Below are 20,782 nucleotides of genomic sequence, written 5' to 3'. Positions count from 1 at the left end.
CCACTTTTCTGAAAAGATTAACGCAGTCCGTCTTCGCCCTTGATCTCCGCAACGGTCAGCCCGCCGACGCGCGGCAAAGGACGGCCGCTGTCGGTGACGGCAACCGCGACCATGATCTCGTTGGCGCGCGGCGCGTCGTTGATCTGCACTTCCATGCCGTCGAAATGGCTGCGCACGAAGGCTGCATCCTTGTGGCCCAGCGGTATGTCCAGCGTCGTGCCGGGTCCGCTGCGTTTCTTCGACGACGGGATCAGCGCAGCGCCCTTGCTCAGCACTTTACGGACCGGCGCACCCATTTTCGGGTGAAGGATGGCGGCTGCATGCTCCAGCTCGCCATTCTCGCCGACGGCCGCCGCCTTGCCATAGCTCTGCGCCTTGGCCCCGTCGATGCCGAGCGCCGCCACCGCACGCTTCGACAGCAGCTCGCCGAGCTCCTCGCCAATCGCGATCAGCGGCGAGAGATCCTCGACATACTTTCCGGCAAACGGATTCTCGATCACGGCGATTGCCGCCGCACGCCGCGTCGGCGGCGAGACCGGGCGGCCCATCTCCATCTGCGTCTCTTCGACGACGGTGACGATCTTGCGGATGATCGCGCTCATGATTGTTTCCTCAAGCCGCTTCCCTGTTCAGGCATGAACCGCGTTCTCCGGCACAAGCGGGCGCGATCTTTGCCGTTCAATATCCTTGGTCCCGATGACAAGCATATCACCACAAAGCTGCAACACGGCACCCTCGATCAATCCGCGATCGAACAATTGCCGTGCACATTCCGCGCCAGATTCGAGCGCGGTGGTGATCTCGTTCTGCGACAATCCACCAACGTTGCGGGTCACGAGCCGCGCGCCGAGATCGCTGTCGGGCTGAAGCTCGCACGCTGGCTTTCGGATGATCGCCGAATGCCCCGGCAGATCGACGGCATTCGCAATGATCGTCGCGGCGGCATCGGCTTGCGAGGCCGTTCCGGCCAACACGGTCACCGCATCGGCAATCCCGAGCGAAAAGCTGCGACCGTGCCGTCCACTGGTCGCAATGCCGCGCACGGAATCATCGGCGTCCACCCTGATTGTCCGCATCACGCCGTCGCGATCGGGCCGGTCCATCAGGCCGACCGAAAAATGCCGGCCCTGGCCGAGATGTAGGGCAATGTCGCCGCCATTGTTGACATAGGCCCGATCGAGCGCCGCAGCGTTCAGCATTGCGCCGAGAATCTCCTCCGCCACGCCGCCGGCAACCGCCGCCATCGGCGTAATGAAGTCATCAGCGGCATAGGGCGCCACCGCGGCGTGCATGCGGCGCGCCACGGCGCCTACCAGCAATGTCCGCTCCGGCTCAGCTGCCGCCCGCAGTTCTGGCAGTTCCGCGCAGAGCTCGTCCAGCAAACCCGTGAAGCGCCGGGCCGCAGCCTCATAGGCCGCGCGCACTGCGTCGGCAGCCCCCCTCGCCTCGACGATCAAATCAATCGGTCCATCCTGCAAATGCAGCCGCCGGCCATCAGACAGCAACGCGATTTGCGGGAGCCTTGTCATGCCCGAGGCCCCGGAATCGGGTTCTGCCAGGGCAATTGGCGGACATCCTCGCCGCCCTGAACTTCGGAGAGCGGTTTCACATAATCCATGTGCCCGCCGAGTGCCGCATAGTCCGACAGCTTCATCGTGAATTCGATGGGCGCGACCAGCGCCGGCGTCGGCACGTAACCGAATGCGCCGGCCGGCATCTGCGTCACGTCGACCATGTAGGTGATGCCGCCGCCCGGCCAGACATAGACCGGCGCGCCGCCACTGGTGACGCGCGTCAGGGCGTCCTTCACCGAGCGCGTCAGCCGCACTGGATTGTCGGTCACGCCCGCCCGCAAGGAACCACCGGCGCCGGCCATGAACAGCACCGTACACAGCGCTGGCTCGCAATTCTCCTGAATGCGCTCGACCGAGAACTTGAGGTCGTCAGGCATTTCGGTCTCGACCGGCTTCAAGGCTTCGTCGAGCACGTAATAGGACGAATGCTCGCCCGTCGTGGAGACCATCAGCATGGTGAGGCCAGGCTTGGCCTCCTTCGCGTCGAACGGTCCCAGGATTGCGAGCGGATCGGAGATATTGGTGCCGCCCCAACCCGTGCCGGGATCGGCGACCTGGAAATAGCGGCCGGGCGTCGAGCGGCGCCCCTTCATCTTGATGCCGGTATCGGCGATGTCGAGCAGCTTGCCGGCCTGGTGCTCCGAGAGCACGCCGGTGATATGGTCGTCGACCACGACGACCTCGTCGACCTTGCCGTGCCATTGCTTGGCGAACATGCCGATCGTCGCCGAGCCGCAGCCGACGCGCATGCGCTCTTCTTTCATGCCGTTGACGATCGGCGGCTGGCCGGCCTGCACCACCACGCTCGCGCCGCCGTCGATGGTGAGTTCGACCGCCTTGCAATTTGCGAGATCCATCAGCGTGTCGCAGGTGACGCGGCCCTCCTTCTTGGAGCCGCCGGTCAGATGATGCACGCCGCCGAGCGACAGCATCTGCGAACCGTATTCGCTGGTGGTGACATGACCGACCGCCTCGCCTTGTGCACGGACGGTTGCCGTCTCCGGCCCGAGATAGCGGTCGGTGTCGATCTTCACCTTGATGCCGCAATAGGAGAAGATGCCCTCGGTGACGACAGTCACCATGTCGACGCCGTCGACCTCCGCCGAGACGATGAACGGCGCCGGCTTGTAGTCGGGATAGGTCGTCCCCGCGCCGATCGCCGTTACAAAGGTGGAAGGCTCGTGGACGATCTTGCCGTCCCAATCTTCGGTGCGGCTGAACGGAACGAGCTTGCCGCCATGCGACACGGTGCGCTCCAGGATCACATGCGGATCGACGCGGACGAGCTTGCCTTCGTGATTGGCATAGCGGTCGCATGCGCCCGCCGCGCCCGGCTTGATGTAGCACATCACCGGACACGCATCGCAGCGGATCTTGTCGATGGCGGCGCTCGTAGGTTCAGTCACCATGTCAAAGCCAGCCGACAGTGCAGTTATCATTTGTACACGAACGATGTTGCGCGCCCTCCCGATGGCTGTCAAGCGGCGGTGCGGCGCAAAACATACGCCTGCCGCATAAAACCTCATTTGCCTACCCACCCTGTCCACAAAGAAGGCATTCGCGCTGCACTGCGGCATGCACGCCTTGCACGTTTGTGTACAAACGGTATCGTCGCAACGTAGATTTTGAGCGGACTTGGAATTCGCGAAGCTTTGGCCGCGGCGCTCAACGAGTCGACTTGGGAACGAGGATGACGCAGACACCGATCCGCCTCACCGTGAACGGCAGAATCCACGAGCTCACTGCGGCGCGAGACACGCCGCTGCTCTATGTGCTGCGCAACGATCTCGCGCTCAACGGTCCGAAATACGGTTGCGGCCTCGGTGAATGCGGCACCTGCACTGTCCTGATCGATGGCGCGGCGGCGCGCTCGTGCGTCATTCCGATCAGTGGCTGCGCCGGCCGCGACATCGTGACGCTCGAAGGGCTCGGTATCCGCGACAACCCGGATGTGGTGCAGCAGGCCTTCATCGACGAGCAGGCCGCGCAATGCGGCTATTGCCTCAATGGCATGATCATGACCACCAAGGCGCTGCTTGCGATCAACCCGCGGCCCACCGAGCAGGAGGCGCTGGCGGCGCTGCGCTACAATCTCTGTCGCTGCGGCACGCATATCGAAATTCTTCGCGCCGTGATGCGTGCGTCTGGCCAGCTCGCCGAGGCCGGTGATTGATGGCCTCCCCGCATCCGAACGGAGCTGAGCTGCAATCCGGCTCGCTCGTCGTCGTCCGCACGGTGGACGAGTGCACCTCCGAGACCTTCGTCCGCATTACCGCGGAGGGTTTGGTCAGCGCCTACAATGGTCATGTCGATCTCGGCACCGGCATCCGCACGGCGCTTGGCCAGATCGTGGCCGAGGAGTTGGATGTGTCCTTTGCCCGCGTCGTCGTCGTGCTCGGCGACACCGCAACGGTGCCGAACCAGGGCGCGACGATCGCGAGCGAGACCATCCAGATTACCGCCGTTCCCCTGCGCAAAGCCGCCGCGCAGGCGCGACACTTCCTGATCGCACGTGCGGCCGAGCACCTGGAGCTGCCGGCAGCCGATCTCAGGATCGAAGACGGCCTCGTGCGCGGGCACGACAATCGCAGCATCAGCTATGGCGAGTTGATCGGTGGAGAGACCATTCGTCTCGAGCTTGCCGACGACGTCGCCCTCAAGCCGGTGGGCGATTACGCCATTGTCGGCCAATCGATGCCCCGTGTCGACCTCCCGGCCAAGGCCACGGGCGAGCTGACCTTCGTGCACGACATCCGCGTATCCGGCATGCTGCACGGCCGCGTGGTGCGCCCGCCCTATGCCGGGGTCGACGCCGGCCCGTTCGTCGGCACCAGCCTGATTTCGGTCGACGAATCCTCGGTGCGCGACATTCCCGGCATCATGGCCGTCGTACGGATTGGCGATTTCGTCGGCGTCGTCGCGGAGCGCGAGGAGAACGCGATCCGCGCGGTGGAGCAGCTTGCGGTGAGCTGGCGACCGACGCCTGAACTGACCGATCTCGCCGACGTCGAGAACGCGCTGCGCGCCAATCCATCGACGCCGCGGACGCTGATCGACAAGGGCGACGTCGACGCTGCCATTGCCGGTGCGGCCAAACCGATGCAGCGCACTTACGTCTGGCCATATCAGATGCATGCCTCGATCGGCCCGTCTTGCGCGGTCGCCGACTTCCAGGACGGTAACATCCGTGTCTGGTCGGGCACGCAGAACCCGCACGTGCTGCGCGCAGACCTGTCGCTGCTGATCGAGCGTCCCGAGAGCGAGATCGAGGTCATCAGGTTGGAGGCCGCCGGCTGCTACGGCCGCAACTGCGCCGACGATGTCACCGCGGACGCGTTGTTGCTTTCGCGCGCGGTCGGCCGGCCCGTGCGCGTGCAGCTGACGCGCGAACAGGAGCACGCCTGGGAGCCCAAAGGCGCCGCGCAGCTCATCGACGTCAATGGCGGCCTGGACGCGGCGGGCGACGTCGCCGCCTACGATCTCGCCACGCGCTATCCGTCGAATGCCGCCCCGACGTTGGCGCTGTTGCTGACGGGGCGGATATCGCCGAGGCCGGACGTCCTCCAGATGGGCGACCGCACCGCGATCCCGCCTTACGATTACGACCACATGCGCGTCGTCGCACACGACATGGCGCCGATCGTGCGTGCGTCCTGGTTTCGCGGCGTCTCGGCCCTGCCGAACACCTTTGCGCATGAATCCTATATCGACGAGGCCGCAACCGAGGCGGGCGTCGACCCGATCGAATATCGCCTGCGTTACCTGAAGGACCAGCGCGCCGTCGATCTCGTCCATGCGGTCGCCGAGCGGGCGGGCTGGACGCCGCGGCCGGTGCGCGAAGAGAAAGACGGCGAGATCGTGCATGGGCGCGGCTTTGCCTATGCGCTCTACGTCCACAGCAAATTCCCCGGCTACGGCGCGGCGTGGTCGGCCTGGGTCACCGACGTTGCCGTGAACAAGGCCACCGGCGACGTCAGCGTGACGCGCGTGGTCGCCGGGCAGGACTCCGGATTGATGATCAACCCGGACGGCGTGCGCCACCAGATCCACGGCAACGTCATCCAGTCCACCAGCCGCGCGCTGATGGAGGAGGTCTCGTTCGAGCGCGGCGCAGTCTCGGCGCGTGAATGGGGTGCCTATCCGATCATCCCCTTCCCTGACGTGCCCAAAATCGACGTGTTGTTGCTGCCGCGGCAGGACCAACCGCCGCTCGGCGTCGGCGAATCCGCCTCGGTCCCGAGTGCGGCCGCGATTGCGAACGCGATCTTCGATGCCACCGGCGTCCGATTTCGCGAGCCGCCGTTCACGCCTGAGCGTATCCTCAAGGGGCTGCACGGCGGCGCCCCGGCCACGCCGCAGGCGCTGCCAGCTCCCGCTACGCCACAGCCATCCCGCATCTGGGAAAATCCCTTCGCGAAACGCGCCGGCGTCTTCGCGACGATCGCGGCAGTCTGCACCGCGGCAATCGGCATCGGTGCGGCTCTTTTGCCGGGCCGGGCCATCGCGCCGATCACCCGACCCGATGCATCCGTCTATTCCGCCGCAACGATCGCGCGCGGGCAACAACTGGCCGCACTCGGCAATTGCGCGGAGTGCCACACCATGATCGGCGGTGCGCTCAACGCCGGTGGCCGCGCCCTGGGGACGCCGTTCGGCACGATCTACGCGACCAACATCACGCCAGATATCGAGACCGGAATCGGCGCCTGGTCCTATCCCGCGTTCGAGCGCGCGATGCGCGACGGGCTGCATCGCGACGGACGGCAGCTCTATCCCGCCTTCCCCTACACGCACTTTTCGAAGACTGGCGATGCCGACATGCAGGCGCTCTATGCCTATCTGATGGCGCAACCAGCAGTGCGCTCGACGCAGCCTACGAATACGCTCGCCTTCCCGTTCAATCTCCGCCCGCTGCTCGCGGGCTGGAATGCGCTGTTCCACCAGACGCGGGAGTTCAAGCCTGATCCCGCCAAATCCGAGGTCTGGAATCGCGGCGCTTATCTCGTCGAGGGCCTCGGCCATTGCAGCGGCTGCCATTCGCCGCGCAACGCACTCGGCGCCGAGCAGCGTGGCGCTTATCTCGCCGGCGGCTTTGCCGAAGGCTGGGAGGCGCCGCCGCTGACCTCGCTCTCGCATGCGCCGATCCCATGGAGCGAGGACGAGCTCTTCGCCTATTTGCGCACCGGCCACTCGCGATATCATGGCGTCGCCGCCGGACCGATGGCGCCGATCGTCAGGGATCTCGCGGCCCTGCCCGACCAGGACATCCGCGCCATGGCCGTCTATCTCAACTCGTTCAGTGACGCCGCGACCGACGGGAAAGCCCAGGATGCGATTGCTCTAAAGCTCGAAGCTTCAACGCAAGTCACGATGGCGTCCTCAGCCGGCGCGCGACTCTATCAGGGCGCCTGCGCCGTCTGCCACGAGGTCGGCGGCCTGCCGCTGTTCGGCAGCCGCCCCTCGCTCGCGCTCAACAGCAATCTGCACAGCGCGACATCGGACAATCTCGTTCAAATCATCCTGCACGGCATCGCCGAGCCGGTGTCGAGCGATCTCGGCTACATGCCGGCATTCAAGAACAGCATGAGCGACGCACAGGTCGAGGAACTCGTCACGTTCCTGCGCAAGCAGTTCGCACCGGACAGGCCAGCATGGACCGGCGTGAAAGAGACGATTGCGCGTGTGAGAGCCGCCGCGAACTGAGCGCTACTTCTTGTGCTCGACCGGCGGCGTGCCGTGCGTATGGAACGACTCGATCGTCTTCAGGCCCCAGGCCTGCCCCTTCTTGCGCTCCTCCTCGGTCCACACGATCGGCTTCCAGTCGGGCGCGAGGATGAGACGGGCGCCGGCATTGGCGACTTCGACGCGGTTTCCGCCGGGCTCGTAGACATAGAGGAAGAAGGTCTGCTGTATCGCGTGCTTATGCGGCCCGGTCTCGATGTGAATACCGTTCTCCAGGAAGATATCTGCGGCGCGCAAGATCTCCTCGCGGCTGTCGAGCGCGTAGGTGACGTGGTGGAAGCGGCCGGGCGTGCCGGAATGGTCGAGCGAATAGGCGAAATCGTAGCTCTTGTTCGACATCGTCAGCCACATCGCCGCTTCGCGGCCGTCGTTGAGCACGATCTGCTCGGTGAGCCGACAGCCGAGATAATTCTCGAAGAACTCGCGGTTCGCCTTGATGTCCACGGCGAGGCAATTGAGGTGGTCGAGGCGCCGGACGTTGACGCCACGCGCGGGAAAGCGCTGCGCCTGGTTCTTCAGTGCGGGCTTCAGCTCGGGCGGCGCCTGATACCATTCGGTCTCGTAATAGAGCTCGACGATGTGTCCATCGGGATCGCGGCAGCGGAAGGTCGGCCCCTGCCCCATGTCGCCGTCGATCCAGCCGATGTCGAAGCCGGACCCCTTCAGCGCCGCAACGCGGCGCTCCAGCGCCTGCTGGCTGCGCGCACGCAACGCCATGTGCTCCATGCCTGACGTCTTCGACGCCGTCAGTTTGAGCGAATAGCGCTCGTAATCGTCCCAGCCGCGCAAATAGACCGACTCGCCCTTTTGTCCGCTGACGGTCATGCCCATGACGTCGACGAAGAATTTCAGGCTCTCGTCCGGCTTCGGCGTCAGCAGCTCCATGTGGCCGAGATGGGCGAGATCGAGGATCGGTTCGGGCTGCATGGTGTCCTCCAAGACGTGGCTTGCGATCCGCTGGACCGGATCCCCGCGATCCGGCGCAGGCTGTAATCCGCTCACGCGCCGGTGGCGGCACTGGGGTCGCCGGTTCATTTGTACCAATGTACAAATGATTAGGTCTCGTCAACAAATCAAACATCGCCCCCCCCCCGAGCGAATGACGGGCCATCCAGGATGACAACCCGCCCCCCGAACGGCGGACCGACTGCCTGAATGGTAAAATCTTCCTTAAACACTCCCAGGACCGCCGGCCGGGAAAAAGCAGCATTTTCCGGCCGTTTCTGCCCGCAAGTATGTATTGGGAACAAACCTCGCACCCGAATTGTCGCGGATTTAACGAAGCGCCGGCGCCTGCCGTTTAACCGTTTGTCCAGCGGCGGCCGTGCATAGTCCGGGGCAACCCGTTGCTCTTGCCAGGTTCATTCATTGTGACATCCTTTGGACGCGTGATTTCAGTTCGCGGGTCGCTCGCCCGGGTCGGGCTGCTGGCTGAAAGCCGGATGCCGGTCTCGGAAGTTCGGGCCACTGTCGGCCGCTTCGTCAGCATCCGCTGCGCCAGCTCGGTCATCGTCGCCATGATCACCGAGGTGTCCTGCGAGAACCTCTCGAGCAACGACAATTTGATCGCCATCGCCTCGGTCGACCTGCTGGGCGAAATCCTCAACGCGACCGGCAAGGCCAAATTCCAGCGCGGCGTCACCAACTATCCGACCATCGGCGATTCGGTCGATCTGATCACGAGCCAGGAGCTGCGCACGATCTACGCGCCCACCGGTTCCGACCAGATCAATGTCGGCTTCCTCCAGCAGGACAGCTCCGTCGTCGCCTATGTCGACATCGAGGAAATGCTCTCCAAGCACTTTGCGGTGCTGGGATCGACCGGTGTCGGCAAATCGACCGGCGTGTCGCTGTTGCTCAACGAGATCCTCAAGGCACGCCCGAACCTGCGCATCTTCCTGCTCGATGTGCACAACGAATATGGCCGCTGCTTCGGCGACCGCGCGCTGGTGCTCAACCCGCGCAATCTGAAACTGCCGTTCTGGCTGTTCAATTTCGAGGAAATCGTCGACGTGCTGTTCGGCGGCCGCGCCGGCGTGCCTGAAGAGCTCGACGTCCTCGCAGAAGTCATTCCGCTCGCCAAGGGCGTCTACACCCAATACCAGAACGCCGACCGCATCGGCTTGAAGCGCATCGATCCCAAGCAGATCGGCTACACCGTCGATACGCCGGTGCCCTATCGCCTGGTCGATCTGATGTCGCTGATCGACGAGCGCATGGGCAAGCTCGAGAACCGCTCCTCGCGCATCATCTATCACAAGCTGATCTCCCGCATCGAGGCGGTCCGCAACGACCCGCGCTACGCCTTCATGTTCGACAACGCCAATGTCGGCGGTGACACCATGGCCGAGGTGATCAGTCATCTGTTCCGCCTGCCGGCCAACGGCAAGCCGATGACGGTGATGCAGCTCGCCGGCTTCCCGGCCGAGGTCATCGATTCCGTCGTCTCGGTGCTCTGCCGCATGGCCTTCGACTTCGGCCTGTGGAGCGACGGCGTTTCGCCGATGCTGTTCGTCTGCGAAGAGGCTCACCGCTACGCCTCCGCCGATCGCAATGTCGGCTTCGGGCCGACCCGCAAGGCGGTGTCGCGCATCGCCAAGGAAGGCCGCAAATACGGCGTCTATCTCGGCCTCATCACCCAGCGTCCGGCCGAGCTCGACGCCACCATCATTTCCCAGTGCAACACGCTGTTCACGATGCGTCTTGCCAACGAGCGCGACCAGGCGCTGCTGCGCGCCGCGGTTTCGGATGCAGCCGCGAACCTGCTTTCGTTCGTGCCCTCGCTCGGTACCCGCGAAGTGCTGGCGTTCGGCGAAGGTGTCGCACTGCCGACGCGGCTGCGCTTCAAGGAGGTACCGCCGCATCAATTGCCGCGCGGCGAAGCCACCATCAGCAGCGTGCCGTCCGTCACCTCCGGTCACGACATGCATTTCGTCGGCGCCGTGCTCGAGCGCTGGCGCGGTGCCACCTCGCAGCGCGACGTGCCGAACGATCCGTTGTTCTCGGCGCCGCCCGCGAAGACGCTCTCCAACGTCGAAGCCCCGATGCTGCAACCGTCGATGGGGTTGGATCCGGACCGCTTCTCGCTGCTGAAGAAGCCGCTGCGGTAAAGCAACACTCGTTTTCCAGCTCCGGCATTGCCAGCCCGGCGTCACGTTGAGCATGGCACCGGCATCGACTATGGTTGCCGGCCCCAAGCCGGAATCCATGCCCATGACAAAGCCCGCGCAACGCTTCCCCGCTCCCGCCCTCGATGCGCTCCCTGACGACATCCGCACGCGTCTCCTCGGCGTGCAGGAGAAGAGCGGCTTCGTGCCGAACGTGTTCTTGACGCTGGCCTACCGCCCGGACGAGTTCCGCGCCTTCTTCGCCTACCATGACGCGCTGATGGAGAAGGACGGCGGCCTCACCAAAGCCGAACGCGAGATGATCGTGGTCGCGACCTCGGCGGCCAATCAGTGCCAGTATTGCGTGATCGCGCATGGCGCGATCCTGCGTATCCGCGCCAAGAACCCGCTGATCGCGGACCAGATCGCCACGAACTACCGCAAGGCCGACATCACGCCGCGGCAAAAGGCGATGCTCGACTTCGCGATGAAGGTCTCGGCCGATGCGCAGCGGATTTCCGAGGATGATTTCACCGCGCTCGCGCCGCATGGCTTCAGCGACGACGACATCTGGGACATCGCCGCAATCTCAGCCTTCTTCGCACTGTCGAACCGGCTGGCGAATTTCACCGGTATGCGGCCGAATGACGAATTCTATCTGATGGGACGGCTGCCGAAGAAATGACCGACTGCCGCGAACGCGGTAAGGACCGGGTCGCCGACAAATGCAGCGGATGAGTTCCCGTTTGACGGGAACTCTGTGTTTTCGCAATCGCATACGTTTTATTAAGAATCTCACCCTCAACTAGCACAAACGCTTTGGCACAACTTACGTAGTTTCCGTCACCGGAGACGTGGATGAGTCGTGCCTGTTGGGGGCTTCTCATTAACGTGCGGGCATTTGTTGTCGCGACCTGTATCGGCACGGCATTCTTCGCGGCCGGATACGCCTGGAACTATCAGCCGGAGATCATCAACGCGAACGAGATATGGAGCATGTTCGAATCGGAGCATGGCAAGGCGCGGGCTGCCGTCTTGCGCGTCCTCATTGCGCCGAATTCAGCTCACTTCAACGGCCTGCGAACGATCGATGCAGACAAAGCAAGATACGTATGCGGCTCCGTAAAGGCGATGGATAAGGAGAGGCAGTATGTCGAGGCCGCGTTCGTTTACACTGTCGCGATCGATTTTGCCCGTATCGACGACGACGGCCGGATGACGTCGCAGCGCTCTGCTTACAGGCCCTGCCCAGACGCGGCCGACGACAAAATTGCCGACCAGAACACGCTGATATCGCCAGGCGCGCTGTCGATGATCAAGACCGTCGAAAAAATCATCCCCAAGTCCAGCGGCGGAACGATGGAACAACAGCTTGGCCAGCTGGCCGGACAGACAGCGGCGGTCGCGCCAGGTTCGGCGGTCGCGCGGAGATCGGCCGGCTCATCGGGTTCGGCAGGCTCCGCAGGGGCAGGATGGGCGCCAGCAGCCCAGCATTCGAGTTCGGGCGTGGAGACACGACAAGCAGATGAACTGACGTGGCGTGTCGACCAGCCGCCGAACGCATGGCCGAATTTCCCGTCGGACCATCCGCTGGCGAAATCGACCCAGAAGCGGACGAGCGCCGAGGCCCTGGCTTTCGCGAAAGATATCGAGGGTCGATGGGAGGACGCCAAATCATCCGGCGTTCCGGCCAAGCGTCCTTCGCCTGAGGAGATCAAGGAAGCATGCCGCGCGCTTCTTACGATCGATCCCACGGACAAGGATTATCCGCGGGCCTGGGCCGCCTTTGTGCGGCTGCGCAAAATCGATCGCGACGCTGCTGGTTGAACCGGCGTGAATCTGTCCTAGCGGTTCGCCATCAACTCGAGCGCCGGGGCAAAGCGCTCTGAAAACGTCAATGTCTTGGCATGGTGAACTGCCGCGAACGATGCCGATATCCCGGCTGAAGCGACCACGAGCAGGGCAACGGCGAAAACCAGACGGCGCATTTCGGCCTCCTATGAGAGCTCGACAATCCCAACAGATGGCACGGTTTTGTTTCAGCACGGCTTCGCGCGGACGGAAGATGGTTTCGCTCAAGAGGCTGTGATCAGATCAGGTTTGCGCAGCTGCATGCCGTACTGCTGCGAGCGTTGCGTCTAATCATCCTCCGCTGGCCCACACCAGCCGGGCAGATAGATCGCATCCTTGCTCTTGGCTGAGGACATCGCCTTCTCAAGTGCCTTGTCGAAATTGGCATCCACAGCCTTGCGCGACAGCTTTCGGCGCAGATAATCGGCCCACAGGAATTCGGAGAACGGCGTGGTGTCCTTGGCGAAGCCGCCCATGCGGCGCAGCTCGCCGGCAAGGCTCCGGAAGGGATCATCCTTGAGATCGACGACGGATTTGGGCAAATCGCGGAACGGTCGCCGTTCACCCTTGGCGTCGTAGGGGTAAACCCAGCGCTTGTTGTCCATGACGCCCCAGAAAGCTTCGCGCTCGACCATCCTGAGGTCGCCGACGATGGTGACCAGCACCTCCTTGACGCCCTCGTCGTGCAGCGCGCGACCGAGATGATGATGGTCGATCACGTAATAGCGCTCGTCGGGGCCGTGCACGACGGGGATCATGTGCTTGCCGAGCAGATCGGCCTGCTTCTTCTTGTCGTGCTCGCGCCAGCGCTTGCGCTTCTCCTTGACCTCGCGCATTCCGACCGTCATCTGCGTCGGCCGCAGCGACAGGATCGACACCGGATGCACTCTCGGTTCGCGCGTATTGGTCATGGTCGAAAGGCCTTTAACATGGTTGCAACTGCGTGGTCAGGTTCCCTGGACTATGCCATGGGCATCGCGCCGGCAAATGCATTCGGTTCGGTGGGGATTATTGCATCGCACCCTCTGCATGCCGGAACGACCACGGTTCCACGATCCTTCGTTCGCAGCCCTGCAGGATAGTGCGGACGCGCAATGCACGTGCGCGTTGAGAAGATTTTCTGCAACGCGTTCACCACGTATGCTATCTAAAAATCGCTGCTTCGGAGTGATCCCTGCACCATGACAACCCAGCGGCCCATAAGCTCGGATGACGAGCACCGGGTGCTCCAGTTCAGGCCGCGCACCTCGCCTTCCCCGACGGGCTACCGCGGCAACGGTAGCGTGCAGCAATTGCGCGTCGCGCCCGAGCCGCTCGACCTGTCGCGCTACGAGCAGCCCCGCACTGAACCGGACGATTTCCGCCATCGCATGCTCGCCAACATCGCGGCGCTGGCCTTCACCATCGCACTGACCGCGATCGGGATATGGCTCGCGGTGAGCATCGCCGACCTGCGTCGGACCCAGGATTGCGTGCTGATGGGCCGCCGCGACTGCGTGAAGATCACGACGCCGCACATCTAGGCAAGGCGTCTGGCGAGCAAGACGTCTGGCGAGGCCCGCCGGCGGTACTTCGGCGGAAACGGCTCAGCCGGGCATCCCTGCCCTGTCCCCACACCCGCCGGCTCCATTGAACTCAGGGCGGCGCTCCGATATACGGGCTTTCGACCCGGCCAGAGGGGGGTTGAGGGCGTCATCGGGGCGCGATGCCCACCCACCGTTCCACTCTGGACAATCTGACAAATATCTGCAAAATATCAAAGGCTTAGTGATGTCCTCCACATTCGATCAGGTCGCTACGATCATCGCTGAAACCTGCGACATCCCGCGCGACACGATCACGCCGGATAGCCATGCCATCGATGACCTCGGCATCGACAGCCTCGATTTCCTGGACATCGCGTTCGCGATCGACAAGCAGTTCGGTATCAAGCTGCCGCTGGAAAAGTGGACCCAGGAGGTCAACGACGGCAAAGCGACCACCGAGCAGTACTTCGTGCTGAAAAACCTGTGTGCCCGCATCGACGAACTGGTTGCGGCCAAGGGCGCGAGCGCCTAAGCGCGCGGTCATGCAACTCGAATACTTTCACATGATAGATCGCGTCGTCGACCTCAACGTCGACGCGAAGACGATTGTCGTCGAGGCTCAGGTCCCGATGGAAAGCACCATCTTCGAGGGGCACTTCCCGGGCTATCCCCTGATGCCCGGCGTGCTCCTGATCGAATCGATGGCGCAGGCCTCGGGCTGGCTTCAGCTTGGCGTGCTCAAATTCGAGCGCATGCCGATCCTGGCTGCCGTCAAGGAGGCCAAGGTCCGCGGCTCGGTCTTCCCCGGCGATCTCATGAGCATCGAGGCGAGCCTGACCCATCAGGGCTCGGGCTACGCCGTGACCGAAGCCAAGATCAAGGTCGGCGGCAAGCTGCGCGCGAATTCGACGCTGACCTTCACGCAGATTCCCTTCCCCCATGCGGATATGCGCGCCCACATGGACGCGGTCGCCAAACGCGTCGGCTTTCCGCAACAGGCCGTATCGCCATGACCGAGACTGCTTCGAAGCCCGCCCAGACGGAAGTCTGGATCACCGGCATTGGCCTCGCCACCTCGCTCGGCGAGGGCCTGGACGCCAACTGGGCCGCGCTTCAGGAGAAGCGCATCAATGTCGACGAGAAGGGCTTTGCGCCCTACATCGTGCACCCCCTGATGCCTGTTACCTTCGACAGCCAGATTCCGAAGAAGGGCGACCAGCGCCAGATGGAAGCCTGGCAGCGCATCGGCACCTATGCGGCCGGGCTTGCGCTCGACTCCGCCGGGATCAAGGGCAACAAGGACATTCTGTCGAAGATCGACATGGTGGTCGCCGCCGGCGGCGGCGAGCGCGATCTCAACGTCGACACCGGCGTGCTTACGGCCGAGGCCAAGGGCGCCAACGCGCCCGGCTTCCTCAACGAGCGGCTGATGAGCGATCTCCGGCCGACGCTTTTCCTGGCCCAGCTCTCCAACCTGCTCGCCGGCAACATCGCCATCGTGCACGGCATTGGCGGCACCTCACGCACCTTCATGGGTGAAGAGGTTGCCGGCGCCGATGCCGCCCGCATTGCATTGTCGCGGATCGCCTCCGGCGAGAGCGACATCGCGCTGATCGGCGGCTCGCACAATGGCGAGCGCAAGGACCTCATGGTCCTCTACGAATTCGGCGACTTCAATCTGAAGGACAAGTTCGCCCCCGTGTGGGCGCGCAAGGATCACGCCGGCTTCGCGCTCGGCTCCGCTGGCGCGTTCCTGGTGCTGGAGTCGAAGGCGCATGCGGAAGCGCGCGGCGCAAAGCCATTCGCAAAGCTGTCGAGCGTCGTTGCCGACCTTGCCCGGCGCAAGACCCCCGGCGACATGGCCGCGACGCTGGAGAAGCTTTGGGCAAAGTTGCCGAAGCGCGACGGCAAGGGCGCGATCATATCGGGTGCGACCGGCGCTGAGCCGGCGACATCAGAAGAGCGCGGCTTCCTGAAGGGCCACGCCGAGTTCCCGGTGCGCTCGACCGGCACGATGTTCGGCCACACCATGGAGACGCAATTCCCGCTCGGCATCGCGCTCGCCGCGCTGTCGATCTCGCGCGGCGCCCTGTTTCCGCCGAACGATTCCACGGGCACCGAGATTGAAATGCAGGGAGCGCCCACCCAGATTGTGGTGGTGGGGGCCGGACACTGGCGCGGCGAAGGCATGGCGCTGGTCGAGGCAGTAAGCTAAAGCGCGTTGCGCTTTGGCAGGTTATTGTTTGGGCATGATCTTCTCGAAAAACCGCTTCACGCTTTTTCGGATCTTGCTCCAGCTCAAGCGGGGATCGACATGACTGCACCACGCGACAAACTCGGGCGTCCCGTCGTCGTCGTCACCGGCATGGGCATCATGACCTCGCTCGGCAACGGCAAGACCGACAATTGGGCGAAGCTCGTCGCCGGCGAATCCGGCATCCGCACCATCACGCGCTTTCCGGTCGACGGCCTGAAAACCACGATGGCCGGCACGGTGGATTTCGTCAGCGTCGATCCGTTCTCCTCCACCGCCCTGTCCGAGCGGATGGCCGAACTGGTGACGCAGGAGGCGCTGGACCAGGCCGGCATCGGCGCCAAGGCGGATTTCCCGGGTCCTCTCTTCCTTGCGGTCGCACCTGTCGAAGTCGAATGGCCGCAGCGCCGCGAGCTCGGCCGCGCCGTCGGTAAGCTCGACTTCAACTACGACGATCTGCTGCGCATCTCCGGCGGCGGCAAGTACAGCGCCTATCACCACCGCTTCATGTTCGGTTCGGTCGCGGCCTACCTCGCCGAGACCTTCGGCACTAAGGGCTCGCCGATCTCGTTGTCGACGGCCTGCGCTTCGGGCGCGACCTCGATCCAACTCGGCGTCGAGGCGATCCGCCGCGGCGAAACCGATGCCGCGCTGTGCGTGGCGACCGACGGCACCGTGAATCCGGAGGCGCTCGTGCGCTTCTCGCTGCTCTCGGCGCTGTCGACCCAGAACGACCCGCCGCAGGCGGCCTCCCGTCCCTTCTCCAAGAACCGCGACGGTTTTGTCATGGCCGAAGGCGCCGGTGCGCTGGTGCTCGAAAGCTATGAAGCCGCCACCGCGCGCGGCGCAAAAATCCTCGGCGTGATCGCCGGCTGCGGCGAGCTCACCGATTCCTTCCATCGCACCCGCTCCTCGCCCGACGGCAAGCCGATCATCGGCTGCATGAACAAGACGCTGGCCGATGCCGGCATGACGCCGGACCAGATCGACCACATCAACGCGCACGGCACCGCGACGCCCGAGAACGACAAGATGGAGTACAATACGACATCGGCCGTGTTCGGCGAGCTCGTCTCGAAGATTCCGGTCACCTCCAACAAGTCGATGGTCGGCCACACCATCTCGGCCGCCGGCGCGGTCGAGGCGATCTTCTCGCTGCTCACGCTGGAGCATCAGCGCATCCCGCCGACGATCAACTACGACAATCCGGATCCCACGATCCTGTTCGACGTCGTCGGCAACAAGGCACGCGATGCCCGCGTCACCGCGGTGATGTCGAACTCGTTCGGCTTCGGCGGCCAGAACGCCTCGCTGATCCTGACCCGCGAACCGGCCTGACCGGACGCATGGCGCTGCTTCCTGCGAGGACGAAGGCGCGCGCGCGGCAGACGGCCAAATCGATCGGTGGAGGCCTGATCGGGGCTGCCACCGTCGGCATGTTGCGCACCACGCGTTACTTCGATCCGGCCAAGACCTCGGACTTTTTCGCACGCGCCACCAGGCTGATCGGGCCGCGCCTTCGCGAGCACCGCATCGGCCGCGCCAATCTCACCGCCGCCTTTCCGGACAAGTCGCCCGAGGAAATCGAATCCATCCTGATGGGCGTCTGGGACAATCTCGGCCGCGTCGGCGCCGAATTCGCCCACATGGACCACGTCTGGGATTATGACCGCGATCATCCCGACAACAGCCGGATCGAACTGCCCGACCGCAGCATCGAGCTGTTCGACCGCATCCGCGACGACGGCAAGCCGGCGCTGATCTTCGCCGCGCATCTGGCCAATTGGGAATTGCCGGCGCTCGCCGCCGTCGCACACGGGCTCGATGCGGCGATCCTCTACCGCCGCCCGAACATCGCCTCCGCCGACCGCATCATCCAGGAGATGCGCCAGGTCAACATGGGCACACTGATCCCCGCGGGGCGCGACGCGCCGCTGCGGCTCGCGCAGGCGCTCAAGGACGGCAAGCACGTCGCGATGCTGATCGACCAATATCTGACCGGCGGCGTCGAGGTCACCTTCTTCGGCCGCAAGACCCGCGCCAATCCAATGCTGGCGCGCCTGTTGCGCCAGGTCGAATGCCCGATCCACGGCGTCCGCGTCATCCGCCTGCCCGGCGGCCGCTTCACCGCCGAGATCACCGAAGAGGTCCAGCCGGTGCGCGACGCCGACGGCAAGATCGACATCCAGGGCACGACCCAGGCGATCACGAGCGTGGTGGAAGGCTGGGTGCGCGAGCATCCCGAGCAGTGGCTGTGGCTGCACCGAAGGTGGCGGTAGGCGCTCGATCGTCTTTCCGGGACGATGCGAAAGCATCGAACCCGGAATCTCGAGATTCCGGGTCTGGTGCTGACGCACCATCCCGGATGACGGAGAACTCACCGCTCCGGCAGTTCCGCGCCGACTTCGGCCTGAACGACGCGATCCCAGGCTGCGATACAGATCGGACTTGCGCGTTCTTCATCGGCGGCGAGACGTTGAGCCAGGTCGTGCCGGGCCGCAGCCGCGCAGTCGGTCGCAATCAGGCTCCGGCTTGTGCCTTGGCATCGGCGGCCAGAAGTCTTTCATCAAAAGTGACACCTGCAAGCTCGGCAATTTCGGCAAGTGGCCGCTGATACCGAGCATACTGACCGGGGGCAAACTCGATGCCGAAATCGTCGACCACGTTCTTCTGACTAAGAAGGAAGCCGTAGGTTAAGAGCCGCGATCGGCTTCCAGCGTCCTTGGCGGCCACCGCCACAACCTTCCAGAACAGAACAGGGTAAGCGATCGGTCCTGAGCCGAAGTCCGCCGTTGGATCATCGGCGGCGAGGATCGGCCCAGCGATGATGCAAGCCCTCGTATCATCGTGCTGCAGGCTCTTTTGAATATAGGCCTCGAAGCCGCCCCACAGACCCTTGATGCCGCCGTACGCCGACCCGGGGGACTCACGATTGAAAGCCTGGTGCTGTGGCGTGCAATTCGTCCAATGAAAGGTGTCCGAGTTCGAGAACTCGAGTTCTTTTGCGGTTTCGCCCCAGGCGCTATCCTCGCGGCGAACGATATGTCCACGATCGATCTGCCCGGCAGGCTTATAGAAATCTGGATCGGCAATTTGGAATTTGTTGGGTATCCGCGGATCGGCGACCCAGCGGTCGGTTCCGAAAAATGCCCGACCATTTTGTTTTCGAAGATCGGGATTGTAGTCCACATTTGCGGCCGACCACATCTGGAGCCGACGAGCTTTATTCATCGCAAGGCTATAGTGGTGATATTTGAGAATTAGGATTTCACCATTTTCCTTGTACATCTCGCCAGACCGCGCGGCCACGATTCCTGGAACGGGTACGACCACGTCAGTACCCAAGAATGCTTCTTGATAACCCTCGCGATCCTCATAGTTCGGATCGAACCGCAACGTCTTTTCGAGGGCGGCGACAGCGGACTCCGCACCCGGCTGTGGCGGAGCCGTTTGCTCCGCATAAACATGGATGGTGACAGGGCCACTAAAATTCATGTTTGTACCGGACATGCTTCTCTCCTCAAATGCCACTCTTTGGGTTAGTAACTGGTTGTTTTCCGAGCCGCCAGAGCTTGCCGCAAAGAGACTGGTAGGAGCGGCTCCCCTCAGCATTTGACTGACATCATCGGCGGGGTCCGTCGTGCCCGCGAGCAGATCGCTTAGGATTTTCGCCTGTTTGGCATCGGTCAATTTGACCTTGCCCAACGCCTGGACGATTGAGCTGATGCGGATACCCTCGTTGGCGACCCAATGAACCTTGTCTTCACCCATATCTTCGGTCCAGACGGAGCCATCGGTTGCGACGATGTCATCGCCCCGCATTTCAGGTATCCCGGCGTGGTGAAGGGCAACCAGTTCCCACGCCTCACTGAAGGCCGGCGATCCTGATGATCCCTCCAAAGTATCGGTCTCGTAATGTAGGAAGCCTTCATCGAGAACGTCGAGCAGCCGGTTGTTCATGATGGCATATTGCTTGCCACCGCCGTCAGGATACTGGATCACCTCAATGGGGTAGCCCTTGAGGACTTTGGACGTTGCCTCCGAGAGCGGGATTGCTCCGAGGCTCTCGATCGGCTCACCCGTATTCGCGATGGGGCTAACCCCGACCAAGGCAAAATCAAGATGATTGTCACAGACAAAGAAGCTGCTGGCATCGATCGCAAACGTCACACCCACCTTGAGACCATGCTCGTCGAACTCGTGCAAGAAATTGGCGCCAGTACCGTGAGACGAGGCTGCATCTGGAAACACGTGACAGTTCGTCAAAAGCAGCCTCGGCGAGACCAGGAACCCCGACGCAAACCCCTCCGGTTGGACCCTTGGATCGACAGAGCTGACGATGCGAGCGACGGGTCGCCCAACCTTGCGGGCCGCCTCGCTCGGTGCCATTGAAATCAAGTCGAGTGTCGGACCAATTTTTCGCTCGATGAAGATTGGAAGTCGGCCTCGTTCGCGGAGATTGGCGGCATGCGCCAGAAGGTCTTGCCGTACGGCAAACCTCGCCTGCCGCATCGGACTGTCCGCCGTGCCCGGCCCCGAACGCGCGATCGTAGCGGCATCGGACGTTCGGCTCTGTGTGCGGGCTTGCCAGCGTTTGGCGGCAGTGCGCACGACTTCTAATCTGCGGTCGCGGGCTCTATCGATTTCAGACATGTCGCCTCCGAAGACAGGTTAGATGTCGCAAGTTTCATTTATGCGACAATCAGAGCGAATGAACCGTAGTGCGCG

18 protein-coding genes are annotated in these 20,782 nt (G+C 63.4%); 11 read left to right on the top strand and 7 right to left on the bottom strand.

Translation table 11 applies throughout. From position 1 onward, the window contains the following. Nucleotides 1-17 precede the first annotated feature (17 nt). The 3 genes from ABIB80_RS15490 to ABIB80_RS15480 are packed head-to-tail and all read right to left on the bottom strand — an operon-like array spanning nt 18 to nt 2,983. Complete coding sequence (locus ABIB80_RS15490) at nt 18-602, bottom strand: amino acid synthesis family protein (RefSeq protein ID WP_354127863.1); 585 nt, start codon at nt 600-602, stop codon at nt 18-20. 27 nt (nt 603-629) lie between these two features. Further along, a complete protein-coding gene (locus ABIB80_RS15485) occupies nt 630-1,529 on the bottom strand; it encodes a UPF0280 family protein (protein WP_354127862.1) in 900 nt (299 codons plus the stop codon). Next, nucleotides 1,526-2,983 carry a hypothetical protein gene (locus tag ABIB80_RS15480; RefSeq protein WP_035992890.1) on the bottom strand — a complete coding sequence of 486 codons (1,458 nt, stop codon included), beginning with the start codon at nt 2,981-2,983 and terminating at the stop codon, nt 1,526-1,528. The genes ABIB80_RS15485 and ABIB80_RS15480 overlap by 4 nt, the downstream gene beginning before the upstream one ends. A 281-nt stretch (nt 2,984-3,264) precedes the next feature. On the opposite strand from ABIB80_RS15480, the gene ABIB80_RS15475 reads away from it, so the two are divergent. Together ABIB80_RS15475 and ABIB80_RS15470 are read left to right on the top strand one after the other, a co-directional pair. After that, on the top strand, nt 3,265-3,747 hold the full coding sequence (locus tag ABIB80_RS15475; RefSeq protein ID WP_007592457.1) for a (2Fe-2S)-binding protein: 483 nt from the start codon (nt 3,265-3,267) through the stop codon (nt 3,745-3,747). Further along, nucleotides 3,747-7,277: a molybdopterin cofactor-binding domain-containing protein gene (locus ABIB80_RS15470; protein WP_354127861.1), complete on the top strand. Its 3,531-nt coding sequence runs from the start codon at nt 3,747-3,749 to the stop codon at nt 7,275-7,277. Before ABIB80_RS15475 ends, ABIB80_RS15470 begins: the two co-directional genes overlap by 1 nt. 3 nt (nt 7,278-7,280) lie before the next feature. Here the strand turns inward: ABIB80_RS15470 and ABIB80_RS15465 are convergent, their stop codons facing one another. After that, nucleotides 7,281-8,243: a catechol 2,3-dioxygenase gene (locus ABIB80_RS15465; RefSeq protein WP_275167413.1), complete on the bottom strand. Its 963-nt coding sequence runs from the start codon at nt 8,241-8,243 to the stop codon at nt 7,281-7,283. 443 nt (nt 8,244-8,686) lie between these two features. On the opposite strand from ABIB80_RS15465, the gene ABIB80_RS15460 reads away from it, so the two are divergent. The 3 genes from ABIB80_RS15460 to ABIB80_RS15450 all read left to right on the top strand — a co-directional run bounded on the left by ABIB80_RS15460 (nt 8,687) and on the right by ABIB80_RS15450 (nt 12,250). Then, complete coding sequence (locus ABIB80_RS15460; RefSeq protein WP_354127860.1) at nt 8,687-10,426, top strand: ATP-binding protein; 1,740 nt, start codon at nt 8,687-8,689, stop codon at nt 10,424-10,426. Between the two features lie 103 nt (nt 10,427-10,529). Then, complete coding sequence (locus ABIB80_RS15455; protein ID WP_219682566.1) at nt 10,530-11,108, top strand: peroxidase-related enzyme; 579 nt, start codon at nt 10,530-10,532, stop codon at nt 11,106-11,108. Between the two features lie 173 nt (nt 11,109-11,281). After that, the gene (locus tag ABIB80_RS15450; RefSeq protein WP_354127859.1) at nt 11,282-12,250 is read left to right on the top strand and encodes a hypothetical protein; all 969 of its coding nucleotides are present in this window, start codon (nt 11,282-11,284) and stop codon (nt 12,248-12,250) included. A 17-nt stretch (nt 12,251-12,267) separates the two neighbouring features. Here ABIB80_RS15450 and ABIB80_RS15445 read toward each other — a convergent pair whose 3' ends face one another. Together ABIB80_RS15445 and ABIB80_RS15440 are read right to left on the bottom strand one after the other, a co-directional pair. Then, complete coding sequence (locus ABIB80_RS15445) at nt 12,268-12,411, bottom strand: hypothetical protein (RefSeq protein WP_007592467.1); 144 nt, start codon at nt 12,409-12,411, stop codon at nt 12,268-12,270. A 150-nt stretch (nt 12,412-12,561) separates the two neighbouring features. Next, nucleotides 12,562-13,185 (bottom strand): ParB-like protein, encoded by a 624-nt coding sequence (locus tag ABIB80_RS15440; protein WP_211399711.1) that lies wholly within the window; start codon nt 13,183-13,185, stop codon nt 12,562-12,564. 270 nt (nt 13,186-13,455) lie between these two features. Between ABIB80_RS15440 and ABIB80_RS15435 the strand changes: the two genes are divergently transcribed. From ABIB80_RS15435 to ABIB80_RS15410, 6 genes are all read left to right on the top strand, one after another. Next, nucleotides 13,456-13,797, top strand: a complete 342-nt coding sequence (locus ABIB80_RS15435; protein ID WP_007592473.1) for a hypothetical protein — start codon at nt 13,456-13,458, stop codon at nt 13,795-13,797. 247 nt (nt 13,798-14,044) lie between these two features. After that, nucleotides 14,045-14,332: an acyl carrier protein gene (locus ABIB80_RS15430; protein ID WP_007592476.1), complete on the top strand. Its 288-nt coding sequence runs from the start codon at nt 14,045-14,047 to the stop codon at nt 14,330-14,332. A gap of 10 nt (nt 14,333-14,342) precedes the next feature. Further along, nucleotides 14,343-14,813 carry a 3-hydroxyacyl-ACP dehydratase FabZ family protein gene (locus ABIB80_RS15425; RefSeq protein WP_007592477.1) on the top strand — a complete coding sequence of 157 codons (471 nt, stop codon included), beginning with the start codon at nt 14,343-14,345 and terminating at the stop codon, nt 14,811-14,813. After that, nucleotides 14,810-16,015 carry a beta-ketoacyl-ACP synthase gene (locus ABIB80_RS15420; protein WP_007592478.1) on the top strand — a complete coding sequence of 402 codons (1,206 nt, stop codon included), beginning with the start codon at nt 14,810-14,812 and terminating at the stop codon, nt 16,013-16,015. Before ABIB80_RS15425 ends, ABIB80_RS15420 begins: the two co-directional genes overlap by 4 nt. Nucleotides 16,016-16,114: 99 nt before the next feature. Continuing rightward, a complete protein-coding gene (locus tag ABIB80_RS15415; protein WP_007592479.1) occupies nt 16,115-17,392 on the top strand; it encodes a beta-ketoacyl-ACP synthase in 1,278 nt (425 codons plus the stop codon). A gap of 8 nt (nt 17,393-17,400) precedes the next feature. Beyond that, nucleotides 17,401-18,333: a lipid A biosynthesis lauroyl acyltransferase gene (locus ABIB80_RS15410; protein ID WP_219682562.1), complete on the top strand. Its 933-nt coding sequence runs from the start codon at nt 17,401-17,403 to the stop codon at nt 18,331-18,333. Nucleotides 18,334-18,574: 241 nt separating this feature from the next. On the opposite strand, the gene ABIB80_RS15405 is transcribed toward ABIB80_RS15410, so the two are convergent. After that, on the bottom strand, nt 18,575-20,707 hold the full coding sequence (locus tag ABIB80_RS15405) for a DNA/RNA non-specific endonuclease (RefSeq protein ID WP_354127858.1): 2,133 nt from the start codon (nt 20,705-20,707) through the stop codon (nt 18,575-18,577). Between the last annotated feature and the right edge of the window lie 75 nt (nt 20,708-20,782).

The sequence above is a fragment of the Bradyrhizobium sp. i1.15.2 genome (genome assembly GCF_040548425.1).
Classification (GTDB): Bacteria; Pseudomonadota; Alphaproteobacteria; order Rhizobiales; family Xanthobacteraceae; genus Bradyrhizobium; species Bradyrhizobium canariense.
Note: the sequence above shows the minus strand (reverse complement) of the source record. Positions and strands in the feature narration are given on the sequence as shown.

Coding starts and splice junctions, on each gene's coding strand:
- ABIB80_RS15490 (WP_354127863.1), bottom strand. CDS start 602: ATGAGCGCGATCATCCGCAAGATCGTCACCGTCGTCGAAGAGACGCAG.
- ABIB80_RS15485 (WP_354127862.1), bottom strand. CDS start 1,529: ATGACAAGGCTCCCGCAAATCGCGTTGCTGTCTGATGGCCGGCGGCTG.
- ABIB80_RS15480 (WP_035992890.1), bottom strand. CDS start 2,983: ATGGTGACTGAACCTACGAGCGCCGCCATCGACAAGATCCGCTGCGAT.
- ABIB80_RS15475 (WP_007592457.1), top strand. CDS start 3,265: ATGACGCAGACACCGATCCGCCTCACCGTGAACGGCAGAATCCACGAG.
- ABIB80_RS15470 (WP_354127861.1), top strand. CDS start 3,747: ATGGCCTCCCCGCATCCGAACGGAGCTGAGCTGCAATCCGGCTCGCTC.
- ABIB80_RS15465 (WP_275167413.1), bottom strand. CDS start 8,243: ATGCAGCCCGAACCGATCCTCGATCTCGCCCATCTCGGCCACATGGAG.
- ABIB80_RS15455 (WP_219682566.1), top strand. CDS start 10,530: ATGACAAAGCCCGCGCAACGCTTCCCCGCTCCCGCCCTCGATGCGCTC.
- ABIB80_RS15450 (WP_354127859.1), top strand. CDS start 11,282: ATGAGTCGTGCCTGTTGGGGGCTTCTCATTAACGTGCGGGCATTTGTT.
- ABIB80_RS15445 (WP_007592467.1), bottom strand. CDS start 12,411: ATGCGCCGTCTGGTTTTCGCCGTTGCCCTGCTCGTGGTCGCTTCAGCC.
- ABIB80_RS15440 (WP_211399711.1), bottom strand. CDS start 13,185: ATGACCAATACGCGCGAACCGAGAGTGCATCCGGTGTCGATCCTGTCG.
- ABIB80_RS15435 (WP_007592473.1), top strand. CDS start 13,456: ATGACAACCCAGCGGCCCATAAGCTCGGATGACGAGCACCGGGTGCTC.
- ABIB80_RS15430 (WP_007592476.1), top strand. CDS start 14,045: ATGTCCTCCACATTCGATCAGGTCGCTACGATCATCGCTGAAACCTGC.
- ABIB80_RS15425 (WP_007592477.1), top strand. CDS start 14,343: ATGCAACTCGAATACTTTCACATGATAGATCGCGTCGTCGACCTCAAC.
- ABIB80_RS15420 (WP_007592478.1), top strand. CDS start 14,810: ATGACCGAGACTGCTTCGAAGCCCGCCCAGACGGAAGTCTGGATCACC.
- ABIB80_RS15415 (WP_007592479.1), top strand. CDS start 16,115: ATGACTGCACCACGCGACAAACTCGGGCGTCCCGTCGTCGTCGTCACC.
- ABIB80_RS15410 (WP_219682562.1), top strand. CDS start 17,401: ATGGCGCTGCTTCCTGCGAGGACGAAGGCGCGCGCGCGGCAGACGGCC.
- ABIB80_RS15405 (WP_354127858.1), bottom strand. CDS start 20,707: ATGTCTGAAATCGATAGAGCCCGCGACCGCAGATTAGAAGTCGTGCGC.